Here is an 18,868-nt window from a genome sequence, read left to right as displayed (position 1 = left end):
GCTGGGAGTTGGGAGTTGGGAGTTGGGAGTTGGGAGTTGGGAGTTGGGAGTTGGGAATGACGGCTAGAAGGGCCAGACGCGGGGGATGAGGGGGACGGCGACGGCGAGCACCAGCAGGGAGAGGGGGAGCCCCATGCGCCAGTAGTCGCCGAAGCGGTAGCCGCCCGGTTCCATGACCAGGGTGTTGGACTGATGGCCGATGGGGGTGAGAAAGGCGCAGGAGGCGCCGATGGCCACCCCCATGAGCAGTGGATCGGCGGAGATGCCCAGCCCTTCGGCCAGGCCGAGGGCGATGGGCGCCGTCAGGATCGCGGCGGCGGTATTGTTGACGATGTTGGACAGCAGCATGGTCGCGGCCGTGAGCAGCGCCAGGGTGGCGGTCGGCGAGGCGCCCCGGGCGAAGGTCAACAGCTCTTCGGCGATGAGGCGCGCCCCGCCGCTCGTTTCCAGGGCTTCTCCGAGGGGGATAAGAGCCGCGAGCAGGACGATGACCGGCAGGTCGATGGCGGCGTAGGCCTCGCGGGTGGAGAGTACCCGGGTCAGGACCATGAGCAGGGCGCCGCCGATCAGTGCCGGAGCCGCCGCGACCTGGTGCAGGGCGATCAGCAGCAGGGCGCCACCGAAGATGCCGACCGCCAGCAAGACCTGCCGGGGTTTGCCGAGGCGCATGCCCCTTTCGGCAAGGGGCAGGCAACCGAGTTCGCTCAGGGTCGTTGACAGGCTTTCCTCCCGCCCCTGCACCAGCAGAATGTCGCCGGGGACGAAACGCACCTTGCCGAGCCGGCGCGGCAGACGTTGCCCCTGTCGGGCCACCGCCAGCACATTGATGCCGTATCGCTCCCGCAGTTTGAGGGTGGTCGCCGATCTCCCCAGCAGGGTCGATTCGGGGGCGACGATCACCTCCACCAGATTGATTTCCCCGCCTCTTTTTTCTTTTTCCCCTTCCTTTTTGCCGCTTTCCGCCAGTTCCAGCCCGGTCAGGTCGATCAGGCTCTTGAGACTTTCCGAGTCGGCCTCGACCAACAGGATATCCCCCGTCTGCAAAACTTCATAGATCGAGGGCATCTGCTGACGGATTTCTCCACGCACCAGGCCGGTGACAATGACCTCCCCCTCTTTTTCCATAATCGACAGCAGATTGTGCAGGGGCTGACCGACCAGCCGGGAGGATTCGGGAACCCGCACCTCGGTGAGATAGTCGCTGATGCGGAAGAGCTTTTTCGCTCCCTCGCGAATGCGTTTCGGGGTCAGACGCCAGCCCGCCAGGGCGATGAAGGCCAGGCCGGTGAGGGTGATCGCACCGCCCACCGGGAGGAAGTCGAACATCCCGAAGGAGGGGGCGCCGGTGTGTTCGCGGTAGGAGGCGATGATGATGTTCGGCGGCGTGCCGATCATCGTCAGGGTGCCGCCGAGCAGTGAACCGAAGGCCAGGGGCATGAGCAGCAGGGAAGGGGAACGGCCGCTCTGCCGGGACATCCAGACGGCGACAGGCATGAGCAGGGCGAGGGCGCCGACATTGTTCATGATGCCGGAACTGAGGGCGACGATCCCGGTCAGGGCGGCGACCTGGATGCTGGGTCGCTGGCCCACCCGGGCCAGGGCTCGGGCCATGTTATCTACCGCCCCGGCGAGAAAGAGACCGTGGCTGAGGACCAGGACCGCCATTACCGTGACCACCGCCGGATGACCGAAGCCGACGAAAATCCTCTCGCTCGGCACCAGGCCGAAACCCGCCACGGCGAGCAGGGCCAACATCGCGACGATGTCGTAACGCCAGCGGTTCCAGATAAAGAGCGCCAGGGTCAAGCCGAGGATGGCAAAGATGGTAATCTGGTCGCTCGTCATGATCTCGTTCTTTTCAGAAGGTTAAGCTTCGCAGGTCCCTGCTGGGGCGAGAGGTGCGCGGGGGACTGAGTCCCCGGATCTTTTTCGTGCGGCGGATCAGTCCCAGAAGTTCCACCATTTGCGTCGATGTTCCTGGCGTTGCCTTTGGCCCTGTTCCGACCCCCGCCCGAGCTCTCTCTGCTCCTGTTCCATCTTCCTTTGCCATTCCCGCTCCCGCGCTGCTGGGCTCATCTCATCGTCGTCATAGCCGCGCCCTTGACGATTCTCGTAGCGGTTTTGTTCGCGATAAGGATTCTGCCGGTCATCGCGATCGCCCCGGTCGTCATATCCTTGGCGATCCTGCCGGTCCTCGGGGAAGCGCTCCCGCAGCCGCTCACGCTCGGTCTTCCGGTCGCGGTACTCCTCCTCGTTCTCCCGCAATTCGCGGCGGCTGTCGTTGTCGTCCCGGTCGCGATAGCGGCGCTCGTACTCCCGTTCTTCCAGGTAGCGCAGGTCGTCACGGTCGCTTGCTTCCGGGGATCGGTCATCCCAGGAGCCAACGCGTGCGGCCGAACCGTAATCGCCTTCGCCGCGGCCGGCGGCCGAAGGCCGGACGGGGAGGGCGAGAATTGCCAGCGCGAGAAACAGAGGGATCAGCTTATGGTTCGTGTTCATCGGCATGACCTTTCTCCTTGGCCAAGTATCCGGCGAGGCCGGACTTCAGGCGATCAGCGAACCTTGTTGACCAGGTAATGGACGGCAGCGGTCACTTCGGCGTCGGTGAGGGCAGCATGGCCGCCCCGAGGGGGCATGAAGCCGCGCTCGCCCCGGTAGCCGTTGATGGAGTTGGCGATGAGGGTGTCGATCCCCCGTTCCAGGGCCGTCGTCCATTCCTCGGCTGCGTCGGTACGGGGCGCTCCGGCCAGCCCACGCTCGTGGCAGCTGGCGCAACGCTGGGTGTAGACGCTTTCCCCCAGGGCCAGATCGACGCCCCGGGCGGTGGGAGCGGGCTTGTCGCAACCGGCGAGAAGCGCCAGGGCGCAGATGAAGAGGGTACACAAAGTCAGCTGTTTCATGATTTCTCCTTCAGGAAAGAGGGCCGGGATGCGCCCGGCAATCTGCATGACGAATGGTATTATAGATGAGCTGAGGCGAGCTGCAAGAGGATGAATCCCGTAGAAAAGGAGTGGGCATGGGCAAAAAGAGATCCCTATCGGTGGTCATTGTCGGTTGCGGTCGGCTGGGCGCGCTCCTTGCCGGAGAACTGAGCCGGGAGGGCGCCCGGGTCGTGGTCGTCGATCGCCTGGAATCTTCCTTCGCCCTGCTCGACGCCGGTTTCAGCGGTTTTCGGGTGACCGGCGATGCCGTAGAACAACGGGTATTACGTCAGGCCAATCTGGAGCGGGCTGACTGCCTGATGGCGACGACCGAGAAGGATACGGTCAATCTCATGGTCGCCCAGGTGGCAAAGACGGTCTTCGCCGTTCCTCGGGTGCTGGCCCGGGTCTACGATCCGGACCGGGAGGAGATGTATCGGACCCTGGGGGTGGAGACCATCAGCCCGACCCGCCTCAGTGCCGGGGAATTTCTGCGGCGCTTTACCGGAGAGGAGAAGCGGTCATGAAGGTCCTTTTGGCGGGGAGCGGCAAGATCCTCTATTACTTGACGCGGCAATTTTCCCGTCGGGGGGTGGACGTCAGAGTCGTCGCCCCCAGTGAGGAAGAGGCGCGGGAGCTCTCCCGGCGCACCGGGGCAACGGTTCTTTTCGGGGATGCCACTGACCCGCGGGTGTTGAATGAGGCGGGGGCCTGGCGGGCGCACACGGTCTTGGCTCTGTTGCCTAACGACGAGGACAACCTGGCGATCTGCCAGATTGCCGGGCGCATGTACCGGGTCCCGCGCACCATCGCCCTGGTCAACGATCCGGAAAATGAAGAGGTTTTTCAGCGGCTGGAGGTGACGACGGCGATCTCGGCGACGCGGATTCTCTCCCTGATTATCGAAGAACAGGCCGGCTTCGAGGAAATCGCCCGGATGATGGCCGTGGGGGACGGTTCGGTCTCCGTTTCCGAGGTGCTGCTCAGGGAGGAGGCGCCGGCGATCGGGCTTCCCTTGAAAAAATTGACCTTGCCCGAGGAGGCCCTGCTCGGCGGCATCATTCGCGGGGACAAGGTGCTGATTCCCAAGGGCGGAACCCACCTGCAGGCCGGCGACCGGCTGATTCTCATCGCCGCCCCCGCGAGCCTGGACGCGGCCCTGCGCCTGCTCACCGGCGAGGAATCCCGGTGAACGACCGCCGCTATCTGGATTATCTGCGCGAGCGCTACCGTTTTCTCTGCGGCCATCTCGGCTACCTCGTCGCTCTTATTGGCCTGCTGCTGCTGGCGCCGCTCCCGCTCCTCCTCGTCTTCCCCGAAGACGCTCCCCTGCTCGGCGGCTTTCTCTTCCCCGGCCTGGGGCTGTTTCTGCTCGGCGGGTTTCTGCGCGTCTGCGCGCGCGTGCCGGAGGACAACCTCCTTTCCCTGGCCGAAGGCTCGTTGCTGGTGGTGCTGGCCTGGTTTGCGGCGATTTTCGCCGGCGCCGTTCCCTTCGTCTGGGCGGGACAGGGCTGGACGGAGGCCGTCTTCGAGTCCACCAGCGGCTGGACCACTACCGGCCTGTCGGTGCTGGATGTGGCACAAACCTCGCCCGTACTCCTCTTTTTCCGCAGTCTCATGCAGTTCGCCGGCGGTGCCGGGCTGGCGATTCTCATGCTCAGCGCCATGGCCGGTCCGGCCGGGGTCGGGCTGAGCGCCGCCGAAGGGCGCTCCGAACAGCTTGTTCCACAGGTGCGCCAGTCGGCGCGGCTGGTCCTGCGTCTCTACTTCGGTTATCTGCTCTTCGGCGTACCGGCCTTGTCTCTGGCCGGGATGGGCTGGTTCGACGCCCTCAATCACGCCTTCTGCGCCCTTTCCACCGGCGGCTTCTCGACGAGGGCCAACTCCATCGCCCACTGGAACAGCCCGGCCATCGAGGCGGTGCTGATGCTGCTGATGGGCCTCGGCACCCTGAATTTTCTCACCGCCTACACCCTGCTCAAGGGGCACTGGCGGGCCGTGCTCGGCAACGGCGAGGTGCGGCTGGCGGTGGTTCTCCTTCCCCTGGCGACGGTGGTTCTCTTCTTCGCCGGAGCCTTCCGGGTCTATCCCGAATTGCCCGAATATCTGCGGGTGCTCCTTTTTCAGGTCGTTTCCGCCCTCTCCACCACCGGCTTTCAGACCATCGCCTTCAGTGGCGGGGAAGACCTCGGCTATCTGGTCCTGATCCTGCTTATGCTCATCGGCGGCGGCGCCAACTCCACCGCCGGCGGCATCAAACAACACCGCATCTACCTTTTGTTAAAGGGCCTGCGCCGGGAAGTCCGGGAAGCCGCCCGTTCCCCCCGGGAGCGCTGCGAGGAGGGGATCTGGATCGGAGGACGGCGCCGCTTTTTAAATGAGAGCGAGATCCGCAAGGCGGCCGCCTATGTCGGGCTCTTTCTTTTCGTCTGGCTGCTCGGCGGCTGTGCTTTGACGGCCTACGGCCATTCCCTGGGCGACAGCCTCTTCGAGTTCGCCAGCACCCTTGGCACCGTCGGCCTATCTGTGGGCATCACCGGCGCCGACGCACCCGACGGTCAGCTCTGGGTGCAGATTTTCGGCATGCTCTTCGGGCGGCTGGAGTTTTTCGTCCTTTTCTGGGGGCTGGCCAAGCTGGCCCGGGACCTGGGAGCGGCGGGAAAAATCCCCCGATGAGATCGGCGGCTGTGATATTCTCATCTTTTAGTTGACGGCCCCATTCGGCGCTCACCCCGTCTTGTCGGATTCGCCATGCCCTTCTCCATGTCTAGCGCTCAAAATGGCCCTTGGGCAAAACGGCTGAAACAATTTTCGCCGGCCCAACTGCTGGCGCTCTTTTACGCCCTGGCGATTTTTCTCGGCGCCGCGCTGCTCGCCACCCCGCTCGCGGTGCGAGGGGAACCCCTCTCTTTTCTCGATGCGCTCTTCACCGCGACTTCGGCCCAATGCGTCACGGGCCTGACGGTGGTCGATACCGGCAGCCGCTTCAGCTTCTTTGGCCAGTCGGTCATTCTCGCGTTGATCCAGGTGGGAGGATTGGGGATCACGACCTTTTCGGTCTACCTCTTCATCTATCTGCGCATCGGCGTCGGTGCCAAGGGACGCTGGATCATCAACGAAACCCTCATGCACACCCCGGTCGGTTCCTGGCGGGAACTGATCCGGGGGATCGTGGTTCTGACCCTGGTCATCGAAGTCCTCGGGGCGGCGTTGCTGGCGGTGGTTCTGGTCCCCCGGCTGGGGCTCTGGCCGGGGCTCTACAGCGCGTTTTTCCATTCGATTTCCGCTTTCTGCAACGCCGGTTTTTCCCTGTTTCCCGACAGTCTGGTCGGTTTTCGCGACGATCCTTTGGTCAACATGACGATCATGGCGCTGATTATTCTCGGGGGGATCGGTTTTCTGGTGATCCGTGAACTCCTGGCCTGGGTTAAGGGCGGGGGGCAAAAAGCCCGGCGGCCTGTCCGTATCTCTCTGCACGGCAAGATGGTGTTGGTGACCTCGGCTTTTTTGATCCTCTACGGCGCTTTGTTCATCGGGTGGCTGGAGAAGGATAATGTTTTGGCCGGCATGTCTTTCATGGAAGGATTCTGGGCCTCTCTCTTCCAGTCGGTTTCCGCCCGCACCGCCGGCTTCAACAGCGTCGACTTGAACGAGTTTCGTGCACCGACCCTGTTTCTGATGATGTTTCTCATGTTCGTCGGCGCTTCCCCGGGATCGGCCGGTGGCGGGGTGAAAACCACCTGTCTGGCGCTCTTTTTCGCCGTTTTTTACAACCGGCTCAAGGGGAATCCCCATGTCAGTCTCTTTCACCGGACCATCCCCGATGAACTGGTGACCAAGGCTCTTTCCCTGGTTCTTCTGGCTGTTATCCTCATCAGTTGTGCGCTTTTTGCCCTCTTGATCGTGCAAAGCCCCGATCCGACGCATGAAAATCCCCGAGAGTTTCTTGCCTGCGCTTTTGAAGCGGTCTCCGCTTTCGGCACGGCCGGCTTGTCCATGGGCATGACCGGAAAACTGAACACAACGGGCAAGTGGATTATTATCGTACTCATGTTTGTCGGGCGGGTGGGCCTGTTGACCTTGGCCTTCGCCATTGCCGGAAGAACCCGGCGCTTTTCCACCCGTTACGCCGAAGAGAACGTCATGATCGGTTGAGTCAGGGAGGTTTTCCTGTGAAGAAAAAAAAGTTTTGTGTTATCGGCCTGGGCAGCTTCGGCTTTCATGTGGCTTCGACCCTCTATGCCGACGGTCACGAGGTGATCGCCATCGACTCCGACCGTGACAAGGTGCAGGCGGTGAAAGATTGCTCCGACCAGGCGATTCTGGGGGATGCCGCCAACAAGGAGTTTCTCGACGCGCAGGGGATACGGGAAGTCGACGCGGCGGTCGTTTCGACCGGTGAGCGCTCGCACCTGTCGACGCTGATCACCCTTTATCTCAAGGAACTGAAGGTTCCACGCATCCTGGTCAAGGCGATCAGCGAGGATCACGGCAAAATTCTGGACAAGGTCGGAGCGACGGAGGTCATCTATCCGGAAAAGGATATGGCGCGGAAGATCGCCCACAGCCTCTCCACCCCCAACATTCTCGAATTTATCCCCCTGGCCGAGGAATATTCCCTCTCGGAAACGGTTCCCCCTCGGCATTTTATCGGCAAGACCCTGGTCGAGCTCGATCTCCGCCGCAAGTTTCACGTCACCGTGATCGCCGTCAAGGATGTTCTGACCGACCAGTTCATCCCCGCGCCGCCCCCCACCCATGTGATTAAGGACAGTGACATTCTCATCCTCATCGGCAAGACCGCCGATGTGGAAAAATCCCTGGGCTGAACAGGTTACGACGATGGCAGATTCCGTCTTTTTCGGCCTGGTTCACAACGCCGTGCTGTTGCTGGCCCTGGCCCTTATCTACGACGTCATGATTTCCCGTGACGCGATCCGCGCCGGTTGGCCGGGGCGTTTGGGCAGCGGCGTGCTGATCGGGCTGCTCGGCGTCGTCCTCATGCTCAACCCCTGGCATTGCCTGCCGGGGATCTTCTTCGACAGTCGCTCGGTGCTCCTGGCGATTTCCGGTCTCTTCTTCGGCGTGGTTCCGACCCTGGTCGCCATGGCTGTGACCGCCGCCTGGCGTTTTATTCAGGGGGGCGCGGCTGGGACCGGGACGGCGGTGATTTTCGCCTCCGGCCTGATCGGGCTGGCCTGGGGGCGTTTTCGGTGCCGCCCTTTGTGGGATTTGAGTCCGCGGGAGCTCTATCTCTTCGGATGGGTGGTGCACGGCGTGATGCTTCTGCTACTGCTGACCCTCCCCGGGGAGGTGGTCTGGCAGGTTCTGGGGCGCGTGGCCCTGCCGGTTTTGGCCATCAACCCCCTGCTGACGATGCTGCTCGGACTGCTGATGGTCAATCGTCTGAAACGGCAGCAAATCGACAGTGAATTGCTGCGCAGCGCCGAGGAGATCCGCCGGCTGAACATCAGCCTCGAAGAACGGGTGCGTGAGCGCACCACCGAGCTCGAAGCCGCCAACCGGGAGCTGGAATCCTTCGCCTATTCCGTCTCCCACGATCTGCGCGCCCCTCTGCGGGCCATCGACGGCTTCACCCGGATTCTGTCCGAGGTGCAAGGGGCGAGACTCACCGACGAGGGGCGGCGACTCTGTGCCCTGGTGCGCGACAACACCCGACGCATGACCGCCATGATCGACGATCTGCTGACCCTTTCCCGCCTGGGGTGGGCCACGCCGCGTTCGACGAAGGTGGATATGACGGCCCTGGCCGGGGAGGCCTTTCGTGAGGTGACCCAGATGGAGCCGACTCAGCGCATCGATTTCCGGCTGGAGGATCTGCCGCCGGCCCTGGGCGATCCTCGCCTGCTGCGCCATCTTTGGAGCAACCTGCTGGCCAATGCCGTAAAATTTTCTTCCCGCCGGGGGCGGGCAAATATTGTCGTGGCCGCCGAGCGCCGGGGGGATGCCGTCGTCTATCGGGTGGAGGATGACGGCGCCGGTTTCGACATGCGCTATGCCGACAAGCTTTTCGGCGTCTTTCAACGCCTGCACGGCGCTGAGGAGTTCGAAGGGACCGGCGTCGGTCTGGCGATCTGCCGGCGCATCGTCGAGCGGCACGGAGGAAGGATCTGGGCCGAAGGGAGGCCGGGGCAGGGGGCGACCTTCTTTTTTACCCTGGGGTCCGAGGTCGCCACGAACGGGAGTGATTCTCTTCCGACTGCAATAGCCTGAAATTAGCGTATAATTTTAAAACCTCGTTCTGGGAGAACGCTTTTGCCGCTCGCTTTACGGATACTGTTGGTGGAGGATTCCTCCGCCGACGCCGAATTCAACGCCTATGAAGTTCGCAAGGTGCTCCCCGCCTGTGAATTCCGGCGGGTGGAGACCCGTGAGGACTATCTGGCGGCGCTGGCGGATTTCACTCCGGATGTGATTCTCTGCGACTACCATCTGCCGCGCTTCGACGGCCTCGCCGCGCTGGATCTGGCCCTGGCCCATTGCCCCGACGTCCCCTTCATTCTGGTGACCGGCGCTCTCGACGAGGCGACGGCGGTTTCCTGCATGAAGGCCGGGGCTTGGGATTACATCCTCAAGGATCATCTCTCGCGCCTGGGGCCGGCGGTGCTGGGGGCGCTGGAACAGCAGCGGCTACGGCTCGAGAACCGGCGGGCGAATGAGGAGCTGCGCCAAAGCGAGGAGCGCTATCGCTGTCTCTTCGAGGACAATCACGCGGTCATGCTGCTGCTCGATCCCGAAAGCTCGGAGATCGTCGATGCCAATCCGTCGGCCGCCGCTTTTTACGGCTACAGTCGCGAACAGCTCCGCAGCAAACGGATTACCGAGATCAACACCCTCGACGCCGACGAGGTGCGCCGGGAAATGGAACTGGCGAAAGCGGCCCAGCGCTATCATTTCAATTTCCGCCATCGCCTGGCCGACGGTTCGATTCGCGACGTCGAGGTCTTCAGCGCGACGATCAGCCTCTCCGGCCGAGCCCTGCTTCTTTCCATCATCCACGACGTTACCGAGCGCAAGACGGCGGAAACGGGCCGGCAGCTGGCGCAATTCTGTATCGATCATGCGGCGATCGGTATGCTGCGCATCGACGCCGACGGACGTATTCTCATGGCCAACGAGCGGGCCTGCCGAAGTCTCGGCTATCCCCACGGGGAACTGCGGGAACGCTCCCTTTACGATCTCGATCCCAATCTGACGGAGAGTCTCTGGCGCGAGCAGCGCCGTGCCCTCGACGGGCAGGAAACCCGCACCTTCGAAAGCGTTCATCGCCGCAAGGACGGAACGCTCTTTCCCGTGGAGGTGACCCTCAGCCGCCTCGATTACGAAGGGCAATTCCTCTATTTCGCCTTTGTCTACGACATCGCCGACCGCAAGCTCTATGAGGAGGAGATGCGCAAGCTCTCCACGGCGGTGGAGCAGAGCCCGGCATCGGTTATCCTCACCGATCCCTGGGGGCGCATCGAATACGTCAACCCCAAGTTTACCCAGATCACCGGCTATGCGGCGGAGGAGGTGCTGGGACGCAATCCGAGTCTGATGAAGTCGGGGGAAACGAGCGAGGAGGAGTATCGGCAGCTGTGGGAAACGATCACCGCCGGCGGTGAATGGCGCGGCGAGTTCCACAACCGGCGCAAGGATGGGTCGCTTTTCTGGGAATCGGCGGCGATCTCCGCCATTCGCAATGAATTCGGCGCGATCAGCCATTTTCTCGCGGTCAAGGAGGATATTACCGAACGCAAGGCCTACGAGGAGCAGTTGCGCCATCTGGCCACCCACGACGAGCTGACCGGTCTGGCCAATCGCACCCTCCTGCTTGACCGGCTGGAGCAGGCGATCCACTACGCCCAGCGGTCCCGGCGGCTGGTTGCGGTGCTGCTGCTCGATCTCGACCGCTTCAAGGTGCTTAACGACAGCCTCGGTCACAGCGTCGGTGACGAACTGCTCTTCAGCGCCGCCCAGCGCCTGCGCACCGTCGTCCGCGAAATGGACAGCGTCGCCCGGCTCGGCGGCGACGAGTTCGTGATTCTGCTCGGGGAATTGGCGGGGGAGGACGATGTCGGACCGGTGGCGCGGAAAGTGCTCGAACATCTGACGTTGCCCTATCAGCTCGGGGCGCGGGATCTCACCGTCACCGCCAGCCTCGGCATCAGTCTCTACCCCCGCGACGGCCAGGATGCCGAGACCCTGCTGCGCAACGCCGATGTCGCCATGTATCGAGCCAAGGAGGAGGGGGGCTGCTTCCGCTTTTACGCGCCGGAGATGAATCTGCGGGTCATGGAGACCCTGGAGATGGAGGCCGACCTGCGCCGGGCCCTGGAGCGGGAGGAATTCTGCCTGCATTATCAGCCCAAGGTGGCGCTGGCGACCGGTAAAATCTACGGGGCCGAGGCGCTCTTGCGCTGGCGCCATCCCGAACGGGGGATGGTGGCGCCGGGGACGTTTATCCCTCTGGCCGAGGAGACCGGGCTGATTTTGCCCATCGGCGAATGGGTTATCGGGGAAGTCTGCGCCCAGCTCCGGCGCTGGCGGGATGCGGGTTTGCCGGTACTGCCGGTGGCGGCCAACCTTTCCGCCCGGCAGTTCCGCCGGGAGGATCTGGCCGAGACTGCTCGGTGCTTTCTGCGAGAACGGGATCTGGAGCCGGGCCTGTTGGAGATGGAGCTGACCGAAAGCATGATCATGCGCGATCCCCAGGCCGCCGTCGCGACCATGCGTCAGTTCAAGGATCTCGGCGTCACCTTGGCCCTGGATGACTTCGGCACCGGCTATTCTTCCCTCAACTATCTGCGCCGCTTTCCCGTGGACAGCCTGAAGATCGACCGCTCCTTCATCAGCGACGCCGCCGACGATCCGAGCGCCGCGGCGGTTGTCACCAGTATCGTCGCCATCGCCCACAGCCTCGGCCTGCAGGCGGTGGCCGAGGGGGTGGAAACCCGTCGGCAGCTTGATTTTCTGCGCCACTGCGGCTGCGACAGCTTTCAGGGTTTTTATTTCAGTCGGCCCCTGCCGGCTGCGGATTTCGCCGCGCTGGCGCGGCAGGGGATCGCGGGCTAGCTACTCGCGGCTGGACCCCCGGCCGCTCCCGACGCCGCGTTTGCTTTCGCGGATGAAGTCGAGCATCAGGCGGACGTCGGCGGTGCAACCGGGATCCTCGGCTACCCGTTGTAGGGCTTCAGCGAGAGGCAGGTTGGCGCGGAAGAGGGTTTTGAAGGCTTCCTTGACGGCGCGGATGCGGCCGGCGTCGAAGCCACTCCGCCTGAGGCCGACAACGTTAATGGCGCGCAGCCAGTTGAGCCCGTCGTTGATGCAATAAGGGGGGACATCCTTGGCGGCGCCGGAGCCGCCGCGCATCATGGCGAAGGGGCCGATGCGCACGAATTGGTGGACCTGGCAGTTGCCGGAGATGATCGCCCGGTCGCCGACTTCCACATGGCCGGCGAGGAGGGCGCCGTTGACCAGGATGACGTGATTGCCGATGACGCAGTTGTGGGCGATGTGGCTGTTGACCATGAAGAAGTTGTGGTTGCCGACCCGGGTCTGGGTGCCGGGACGGTTCCCCCGGTGGATGGTCACCCCTTCGCGGATGATGTTGCCGTCGCCGATCTCGGTCCAGGCCTCTTCCCCTTTGTAGCCGACATCCTGGGGATCGTGGCCGACGACGGCGCCGGGATAGAGGGTATTGTTGGCACCGAGGCGGGTCCAGCGACCGATATGGGCGCCGTGCAGGATGCGGCAGCCGGGACCGATGGTGACGTTGGCATCGATGAAAGCGTGCGGGCCAACCTCGACGTCGTCGGCGAGACGGGCGCCGGGATCGACCACGGCGCTGGGATGAATCTGGGGCATGGGAATCTCCTGGGTTGAATGAGCGCCCATTCTGCAACGCCCATCCCCCTTTCTTCAAGGGAATTTCTTTTAACGCGAAGGAGTCACCGAAAATGCTGACGATCAATCCGGAATCGAAGAGTGAATGGGTCGAACGGGCCGCGGAGCTGCTCTGCGCAGCGGCGCGCACCGCCCCCAAAGGACGGGGGCGGGATCTGCTGGTGACCGCCGTGGTCAGCGGCGTTGAGCTGGGTCGTATGGCCGATACCATGCGCATGATCGCCGAGCGCGACCAGGTGGGTTTTTTCGCCCGGGATGCGGGTAATCTTGCCCTGGCGTCGGCGCTCGTTCTCATCGGCACCCGCATGGAGCCCCTGGGCCTGCCCCATTGCGGCTACTGCGGTTTCGCCGACTGCGCCGCGATGCAGGCGGCCGGTGCTACCTGTGCCTTTGCCACCGGCGACCTGGGGATCGCCGTCGGTTCGGCGGTAAGCCGGGCCGCCGACCTGCGCCTCGATAACCGCGTCATGTACAGCGCCGGCAAGGCCGCCATCGAGATGGGGCTGCTCGGCGAGGGGGTGCGCATCGCTTACGCTATCCCCCTGTCGGTCAGCGGCAAGAGCCCCTTTTTCGATCGGGGTTGAGAGGTTTCAGGGCAGGGCCAGGGGGAGGGTGAAGGCGAAACAACTGCCGGCGCCGTCGGCGATCGGGCTTTCCACCCCGATGTCGCCATGATGCAGACCGACGATCTCCTTGCAGATGGCCAGTCCCAGCCCGGTCCCCTTGCGGTAGACGGTGGCGCTGGGCAGCTGCTCATAGCGGTCGAAGAGGGTTTTTTGCTGTTCGGGCGGAATGCCGCAGCCGCTGTCGCTGATGCTGATTTCCAGGGCTGGTTGTTTCTGGCGGGTGGTGGCGGGAGCGGCGGCGATACGGATATGGCCGCCGTCGGGGGTGAACTTGACGGCGTTGCTGATCAGGTTGGACAGAACCCGGGTCAGCTGTTTTTCGTCGGCCATGACCTGGGGCAGGTTTTCGGGCAGCTCCGTTGCGACCTGCAAACGATGCTCCTGTAGCTGGAGGGAAAAGGAACCGAGAACCTGGGTGAGCAACGGGGCGAGGTCGAGGGGGCGCGGCGACACCTGCATCTTGCCCGCTTCCAGTTTGGAATAGTCGAGAATATCGTCGATCAGCGTTAGCAGCCGGCTGCACCCTTCCTGGATATTTTTCAGGGCCGCCCCCTGGTCGGGGGAGACCTGCCCGAGAATCCCCTCGGCCAGGACATTGGTGAAACCGCTGATGCCGGTCAGCGGCGAGCGCATGTCATGCACCAGCATCGACACCAGATCGGCTTTGACATTTTCGATATCCTTGATTTTTTTCAGGTAGCGCGCGACAATCAGCAGCCGGCCGGCGATTACGTCGAGGGCGTGGCTCATCCCCTCGGTCAGCCGCCGCTGGCCGCTTTCAAAGAGGGTCAGTGACGCCAGGAGCTCGTTGCCGTCGTGGATGGGCAGGGAGCTCAGCACCTGGAAGCTGACCGGCATCGCCCGTCCTCCCCCAGTATCCTGTTCGATCAGAATAAAACGGTACTTGCCTGCGGCTTCGCGGTCGAGTCCGGCCTGGTGCAGCATCTCTTTGCGTGCATGTTCGATGAATCCATCCGAGACCGGCTCCATCAGTTGCAGAAAAATTGAATATTTGTCCGCGCCTTCCCGCAGCAGCAGGCCGGCCGCGCTGTAGCGGCAGATGAGGGCGAGAAAATCGAAGAATTCTCGGGCCAGGGCTTCGCTGTCGTGGGCGAGTCCGGTCAGTTTTAGGATTTCGTTGGAAATCGTCGACTCGTAAAGGAGGCGATCGAGCAGACCGGTAATTTGGTTGCGGATCGCCTTACCGTCAAGCCCCCGGGTGCCTTTCGCTAGGGGCTCCGTCTCTTCCTTGCGCTCTTTGAGCAGGTTCTCGATGGCCGCCAGGATGCGGGGGAACTCGGCGGTCTTCTCCAGGAAGGCATCGGCCCCGGCCTTTTCCCCCCAGAAGCGATTGTGCGGTTCCGCCTGGGAACTGAAGAGAATGATCGGGATGTTCTGGGTCAGGGGGTCGTTTTTGAGGATGCGGCAGAGGTGGTAGCCGTTGAGTTCCGAGATGGGGATGTCCGAAAGGATCAGATCCGGGGGGCGCTGATAGATGGCGACGATCGCTTTCATGCCATTGTCGGCGGTTCGCACCCGATATCCGGCCGCTTCGAGAAAATCCCGCAGGGGGGCGATCTGAGGCAGGTTGTCGTCGACCAGCAAAAGGGTGAAGCGACGGTTCATCAAGGCCTCCTCGCGCCGGTGGCGGAGAACGCCAGGGCAACCGTGCGGAGTCTGTTTCGAAACGGTCTGATCTTAATTATATATTTATTAACAGTCAAGTCTTACGACCGGCTCGCGGCACTCGTTGGCGATTTTACTGGTGCCCCCAGAATCTTTGTGCTGCTTGTGGATTGGGCATCCGTGCCCCTGGGGTGCCTAAAAAATAGGCCGATTTCTTTCGCGGCAGGGAAGGGTCTTTCGGAGGAATCCTTCCCCATGAAATTTCCCCATATAAAATCAGATAGTTGAAGTTTATTTTCGCAGTCGGAAAAAATGGCAGGTTCTTTGCTAAACCGTTTGGTCAAGAACGCTGTCCTTTGTCGATAAGGCGGGTGCGAGGAGCGAAACCCCTCGCGTACTTGACACGCCAGATCCTTTTCGGGAGGTGAAGAGATGAGAAAAGTGGAAGCCGTTATCAAGCCCTTCAAGCTTGACGAGGTTAAGGAGGCTCTGAACGAAATCGGCATTCAGGGCATTACCGTCAGTGAAGTGAAAGGGTTCGGTCGGCAGAAGGGGCACACCGAACTCTATCGTGGTGCCGAATACGTGGTCGATTTCATCCCCAAAATCAAGATGGAGATCATCGTCAGTGACGAGATGGCCGCCAAGGTTGTCGACGTCATCGCCGAGGCCGCCCGCACCGGGCGCATCGGCGACGGCAAGATCTTCGTGACCAGTGTCGACGAAGTGGTGCGGATCCGCACCGGCGAGCGTGGCGACGACGCCCTTTAAAGCGTCGCACGCGAGATCTTTTCCCTTCACGCCGGCCCGCTCGGGGAGGCCGTGGCTTAAAAAATCATCCAGTCAAAGGAGACATCAATGACACCCAGGGAAGTCGTGGCTTTTGCCCAAGAGAACAACTGTCAGATGGTCGATTACAAATTTCTCGACTTCGTCGGCATCTGGCAGCACTTTTCCGTCCCCATGAGCGAATTCGGGGAAGACACCTTCGAGGAAGGCATCGGCTTCGACGGCTCCTCGATTCGTGGTTGGCAGCCGATCCACAACAGCGACATGCTGCTGATCCCCGATCCGACCACCGCCAAGATCGATCCCTTTATCCAGGTCACGACCCTGAGCCTGATCTGCGACATCATCGATCCGATTACCCGCGAGGGCTACACCCGCGACCCCCGTTTCATCGCCAAGAAGGCCGAAGCTTATTTGAAATCGACCGGTCTCGCCGATACCGCTTACTTCGGCCCCGAGCCGGAATTCTTCATCTTCGACGACATCCGCTACGCCTCCAGCGCCAACGAGTCCTTCTATTGCATCGACTCGATCGAAGGCGCCTGGAACAGTGGTCGCGAGGAGTACCCCAACCTTGGCTACAAGCCCCGCCACAAGGAAGGCTATTTCCCCTGCGCGCCCACCGACTCCTTCGTCGATCTGCGCAACGAGATGGTGCAGGTGCTGCAAAGCGTCGGCATGCGCATCGAGGCCTCCCATCATGAAGTTGCCACCGGCGGGCAGAACGAGATCGACATGCGCTTCGACAGCCTGTTGAAGATGGGCGATACCCTGCAGTGGTTCAAGTACATCATCAAGAACGTCGCCTTCCGTAACGGCAAGACCGTGACCTTCATGCCCAAGCCGCTCTACGGTGACAACGGCTCCGGCATGCACTGTCATCAGTCCCTGTGGAAGGACGGTCAGAATCTCTTTGCCGGTGACGGCTACGGTGGCCTCTCGAAGATGGCCATGTACTACATCGGCGGTATCATGAAGCACGCCAAGGCCCTCTGCGCCTTCACCAATCCCAGCGTCAACTCCTACAAGCGTCTGGTTCCCGGCTATGAGGCACCGGTCAATCTCGCTTACTCGAACCGCAACCGTTCCGCTTCGCTGCGAATTCCGGTCACCAACAATCCGAAATCGAAGCGCGTCGAATATCGTACGCCCGACCCGTCCTGTAACGGCTACCTCGCCTTTGCCGCCCAGCTCATGGCCGGTCTCGATGGCATCGAGAACAAGATCGATCCGGGCCAACCGCTGGACAAGGACATCTACGGTCTCTCCCCCGAGGAGCTTAAGGATATCCCCAACGTCGCCCGCAGCCTGGAGGACGCCCTCAACCATCTGCGCGAGGATCACGCCTTCCTGCTCAAGGGGGATGTCTTCACCGAGGACGTCATCGAGAAGTGGATCGAGTACAAGATGGAAGCGGAAGTCAACCCGACCCGCATGCGTCCGACCCCGATGGAGTTCGCCCTCTACTACGACTGCTGATCCGAGCTCTCCGTTCAACGCAAAAAGCCCCCGGTTTCGCCGGGGGCTTTTTGCGTTGATGGGAGCTGAAATCCTGAAGCGTTACAGAGCGTGGGTCGCCAGATAATTTTTGATTGCGGTGGTGTCGGCATCGATGGTCTCGCAGCGCTTTTCACGGTCTTCGATTCCCGCCAGGGAGGCGGGGCGGGTTGGCTCCTGGCCGATCGCCAACTGTACCGCCTCACCGAACTTGGCGGGATGGGCGGTGGCCAGGCAGACCGTCGGGGTTTGCCCGTCGCCGAGGTCGAGAGCGGCGCGGACGCCGACGGCGGTGTGCGGATCGAGCAGGTAGCCGGTCTTGCCGTGGAAGTCGCGGATGGTTTCCAGGGTCTCGGCGTTGGAAACGGCCTGGGCGAAGAAATTCTGAGCGACCTTTTCCCGCTCAGCGGCGGTGAAAGCGAGGCGGCCGGTGCTGGCCAGTTCGCTCATGGCGTCACGCACCCGCCCGCTCTGCTCGTCGTAGAGGTAGAAGAGGTAGCGCTCGAAGTTGCTCGCCAGCTGGATATCCATGGAGGGGGAGTAGGTCTGCGACACTGCGCCGATAGAGTAATCCCCCTGGCGGACGAAACGGGTGAGGATGTTGTTCTCGTTGGTGGCGAGAATCAGGCGACGGATCGGCAGGCCCATCTTCTTGGCGATGAAGCCGGCGAAGATGTCGCCGAAGTTGCCCGTCGGCACCGAAAAACAGATTTCCCGGCAATCGGTCTTTTTACGCACCCGGCCCCAGGCATAGAAATAGTAGACGACCTGGGCCAGCACCCGCGCCCAGTTGATGGAGTTGACCGCGCCCAGGGCATACTTGGCCTTGAAGTCGAGGTCGCCGAAAATCTCTTTGACGATGCGCTGACCGTCGTCGAAGGTGCCGCGAATCGCCAGGTTGAAGACATTGGGGTCGGTGACCGTGGTCATCTGCAATTCCTGGATGGGCGAAACCTTCCGGTGGGGATGAAGGATGAAAATATTGATGTTCTCTTTGCCACGCACACCGTAGATGGCGGCGCTCCCCGTATCGCCGGAGGTGGCGCCGAGAATGTTCATCTTCTCGCCCCGCTCGGCGAGCAGGTATTCGAAGAGATTGCCGAGAAACTGCAGTGCCACATCCTTGAAAGCCAGGGTCGGGCCATGAAAAAGTTCGAGGATGTGCACGCCGTTGTGATGCACCACCGGGGTGATGTCGGGATGGGTGAAGCTGGCGTAGGAACGGTCGATGAGACTCTTGAGGTCGGCCGAGGGGATGTCCCCGACGAAACGGGAGAGGACCTGGAAGGCCAACTCCGGATAGTCGAGCATTTCCAGGGCGGCGATGTCCCCCGGCGTCAGTTGCGGGATCGACTCGGGCAGCAGCAGCCCGCCGTCGTCGGCCAGCCCCATCATCACGGCATCTTTAAAGGACAGACTGCGGACGCGGCCGCGGGTACTGAGGTATTTCATGGGCGCTTCTCCTGAAAAAATATCCACGTATTTTAGCAGGAATGGCCGAGG

16 protein-coding genes are annotated in these 18,868 nt (G+C 62.3%); 10 read left to right on the top strand and 6 right to left on the bottom strand.

All coding sequences use genetic code 11. From position 1 onward, the window contains the following. Nucleotides 1-63: 63 nt before the first annotated feature. The 3 genes from BQ4888_RS10580 to BQ4888_RS10570 form a co-directional block, all read right to left on the bottom strand. Nucleotides 64-1,845 carry an SLC13 family permease gene (locus BQ4888_RS10580; RefSeq protein ID WP_092057087.1) on the bottom strand — a complete coding sequence of 594 codons (1,782 nt, stop codon included), beginning with the start codon at nt 1,843-1,845 and terminating at the stop codon, nt 64-66. A 96-nt stretch (nt 1,846-1,941) separates the two neighbouring features. Continuing rightward, nucleotides 1,942-2,505, bottom strand: coding sequence for a hypothetical protein (locus tag BQ4888_RS10575; protein WP_092057085.1), 564 nt, complete (start codon nt 2,503-2,505; stop codon nt 1,942-1,944). 47 nt (nt 2,506-2,552) lie between these two features. Next, a complete protein-coding gene (locus BQ4888_RS10570) occupies nt 2,553-2,900 on the bottom strand; it encodes a c-type cytochrome (protein WP_170232825.1) in 348 nt (115 codons plus the stop codon). 116 nt (nt 2,901-3,016) lie between these two features. Here BQ4888_RS10570 and BQ4888_RS10565 point away from each other — a divergent pair, with 116 nt between their 5' ends. The 7 genes from BQ4888_RS10565 (at nt 3,017) to BQ4888_RS10535 (ending at nt 11,996) form a co-directional block, all read left to right on the top strand. Next, complete coding sequence (locus BQ4888_RS10565; protein ID WP_092057081.1) at nt 3,017-3,448, top strand: potassium channel family protein; 432 nt, start codon at nt 3,017-3,019, stop codon at nt 3,446-3,448. Beyond that, nucleotides 3,445-4,113, top strand: a complete 669-nt coding sequence (locus BQ4888_RS10560) for a potassium channel family protein (protein WP_092057079.1) — start codon at nt 3,445-3,447, stop codon at nt 4,111-4,113. Before BQ4888_RS10565 ends, BQ4888_RS10560 begins: the two co-directional genes overlap by 4 nt. After that, nucleotides 4,110-5,597 carry a TrkH family potassium uptake protein gene (locus tag BQ4888_RS10555; RefSeq protein WP_092057077.1) on the top strand — a complete coding sequence of 496 codons (1,488 nt, stop codon included), beginning with the start codon at nt 4,110-4,112 and terminating at the stop codon, nt 5,595-5,597. The genes BQ4888_RS10560 and BQ4888_RS10555 overlap by 4 nt, the downstream gene beginning before the upstream one ends. A gap of 75 nt (nt 5,598-5,672) precedes the next feature. Continuing rightward, the gene (locus BQ4888_RS10550) at nt 5,673-7,076 is read left to right on the top strand and encodes a TrkH family potassium uptake protein (RefSeq protein WP_240746327.1); all 1,404 of its coding nucleotides are present in this window, start codon (nt 5,673-5,675) and stop codon (nt 7,074-7,076) included. 17 nt (nt 7,077-7,093) lie between these two features. Further along, the gene (locus tag BQ4888_RS10545; RefSeq protein ID WP_092057075.1) at nt 7,094-7,750 is read left to right on the top strand and encodes a potassium channel family protein; all 657 of its coding nucleotides are present in this window, start codon (nt 7,094-7,096) and stop codon (nt 7,748-7,750) included. Nucleotides 7,751-7,763: 13 nt separating this feature from the next. After that, nucleotides 7,764-9,155 (top strand): ATP-binding protein, encoded by a 1,392-nt coding sequence (locus BQ4888_RS10540; protein WP_170232824.1) that lies wholly within the window; start codon nt 7,764-7,766, stop codon nt 9,153-9,155. Nucleotides 9,156-9,197: 42 nt separating this feature from the next. Then, on the top strand, nt 9,198-11,996 hold the full coding sequence (locus BQ4888_RS10535; protein WP_092057072.1) for an EAL domain-containing protein: 2,799 nt from the start codon (nt 9,198-9,200) through the stop codon (nt 11,994-11,996). On the opposite strand, the gene lpxA is transcribed toward BQ4888_RS10535, so the two are convergent. Further along, entirely contained in the window at nt 11,997-12,788 is a 792-nt protein-coding gene (lpxA, locus tag BQ4888_RS10530) for an acyl-ACP--UDP-N-acetylglucosamine O-acyltransferase (protein ID WP_092057070.1), read from the bottom strand. A 92-nt stretch (nt 12,789-12,880) separates the two neighbouring features. On the opposite strand from lpxA, the gene BQ4888_RS10525 reads away from it, so the two are divergent. Next, nucleotides 12,881-13,411 (top strand): ferredoxin domain-containing protein, encoded by a 531-nt coding sequence (locus BQ4888_RS10525; RefSeq protein ID WP_092057069.1) that lies wholly within the window; start codon nt 12,881-12,883, stop codon nt 13,409-13,411. Nucleotides 13,412-13,417: 6 nt separating this feature from the next. Here BQ4888_RS10525 and BQ4888_RS10520 read toward each other — a convergent pair whose 3' ends face one another. Continuing rightward, entirely contained in the window at nt 13,418-15,079 is a 1,662-nt protein-coding gene (locus BQ4888_RS10520; protein WP_092057067.1) for a hybrid sensor histidine kinase/response regulator, read from the bottom strand. Nucleotides 15,080-15,511: 432 nt separating this feature from the next. Here BQ4888_RS10520 and BQ4888_RS10515 point away from each other — a divergent pair, with 432 nt between their 5' ends. Beyond that, nucleotides 15,512-15,850 (top strand): P-II family nitrogen regulator, encoded by a 339-nt coding sequence (locus BQ4888_RS10515; protein ID WP_092057065.1) that lies wholly within the window; start codon nt 15,512-15,514, stop codon nt 15,848-15,850. An 87-nt stretch (nt 15,851-15,937) separates the two neighbouring features. Beyond that, on the top strand, nt 15,938-17,347 hold the full coding sequence (gene glnA / locus BQ4888_RS10510) for a type I glutamate--ammonia ligase (RefSeq protein WP_092057063.1): 1,410 nt from the start codon (nt 15,938-15,940) through the stop codon (nt 17,345-17,347). 81 nt (nt 17,348-17,428) lie between these two features. Here glnA and thrC read toward each other — a convergent pair whose 3' ends face one another. Then, nucleotides 17,429-18,817, bottom strand: coding sequence for a threonine synthase (gene thrC, locus BQ4888_RS10505; protein WP_092057061.1), 1,389 nt, complete (start codon nt 18,815-18,817; stop codon nt 17,429-17,431). Nucleotides 18,818-18,868 lie beyond the last annotated feature (51 nt).

Source organism: Desulfuromonas acetexigens (genome assembly GCF_900111775.1).
GTDB classification, from domain to species: Bacteria; Desulfobacterota; Desulfuromonadia; order Desulfuromonadales; family Trichloromonadaceae; genus Trichloromonas; species Trichloromonas acetexigens.
Note: the sequence above shows the minus strand (reverse complement) of the source record. Positions and strands in the feature narration are given on the sequence as shown.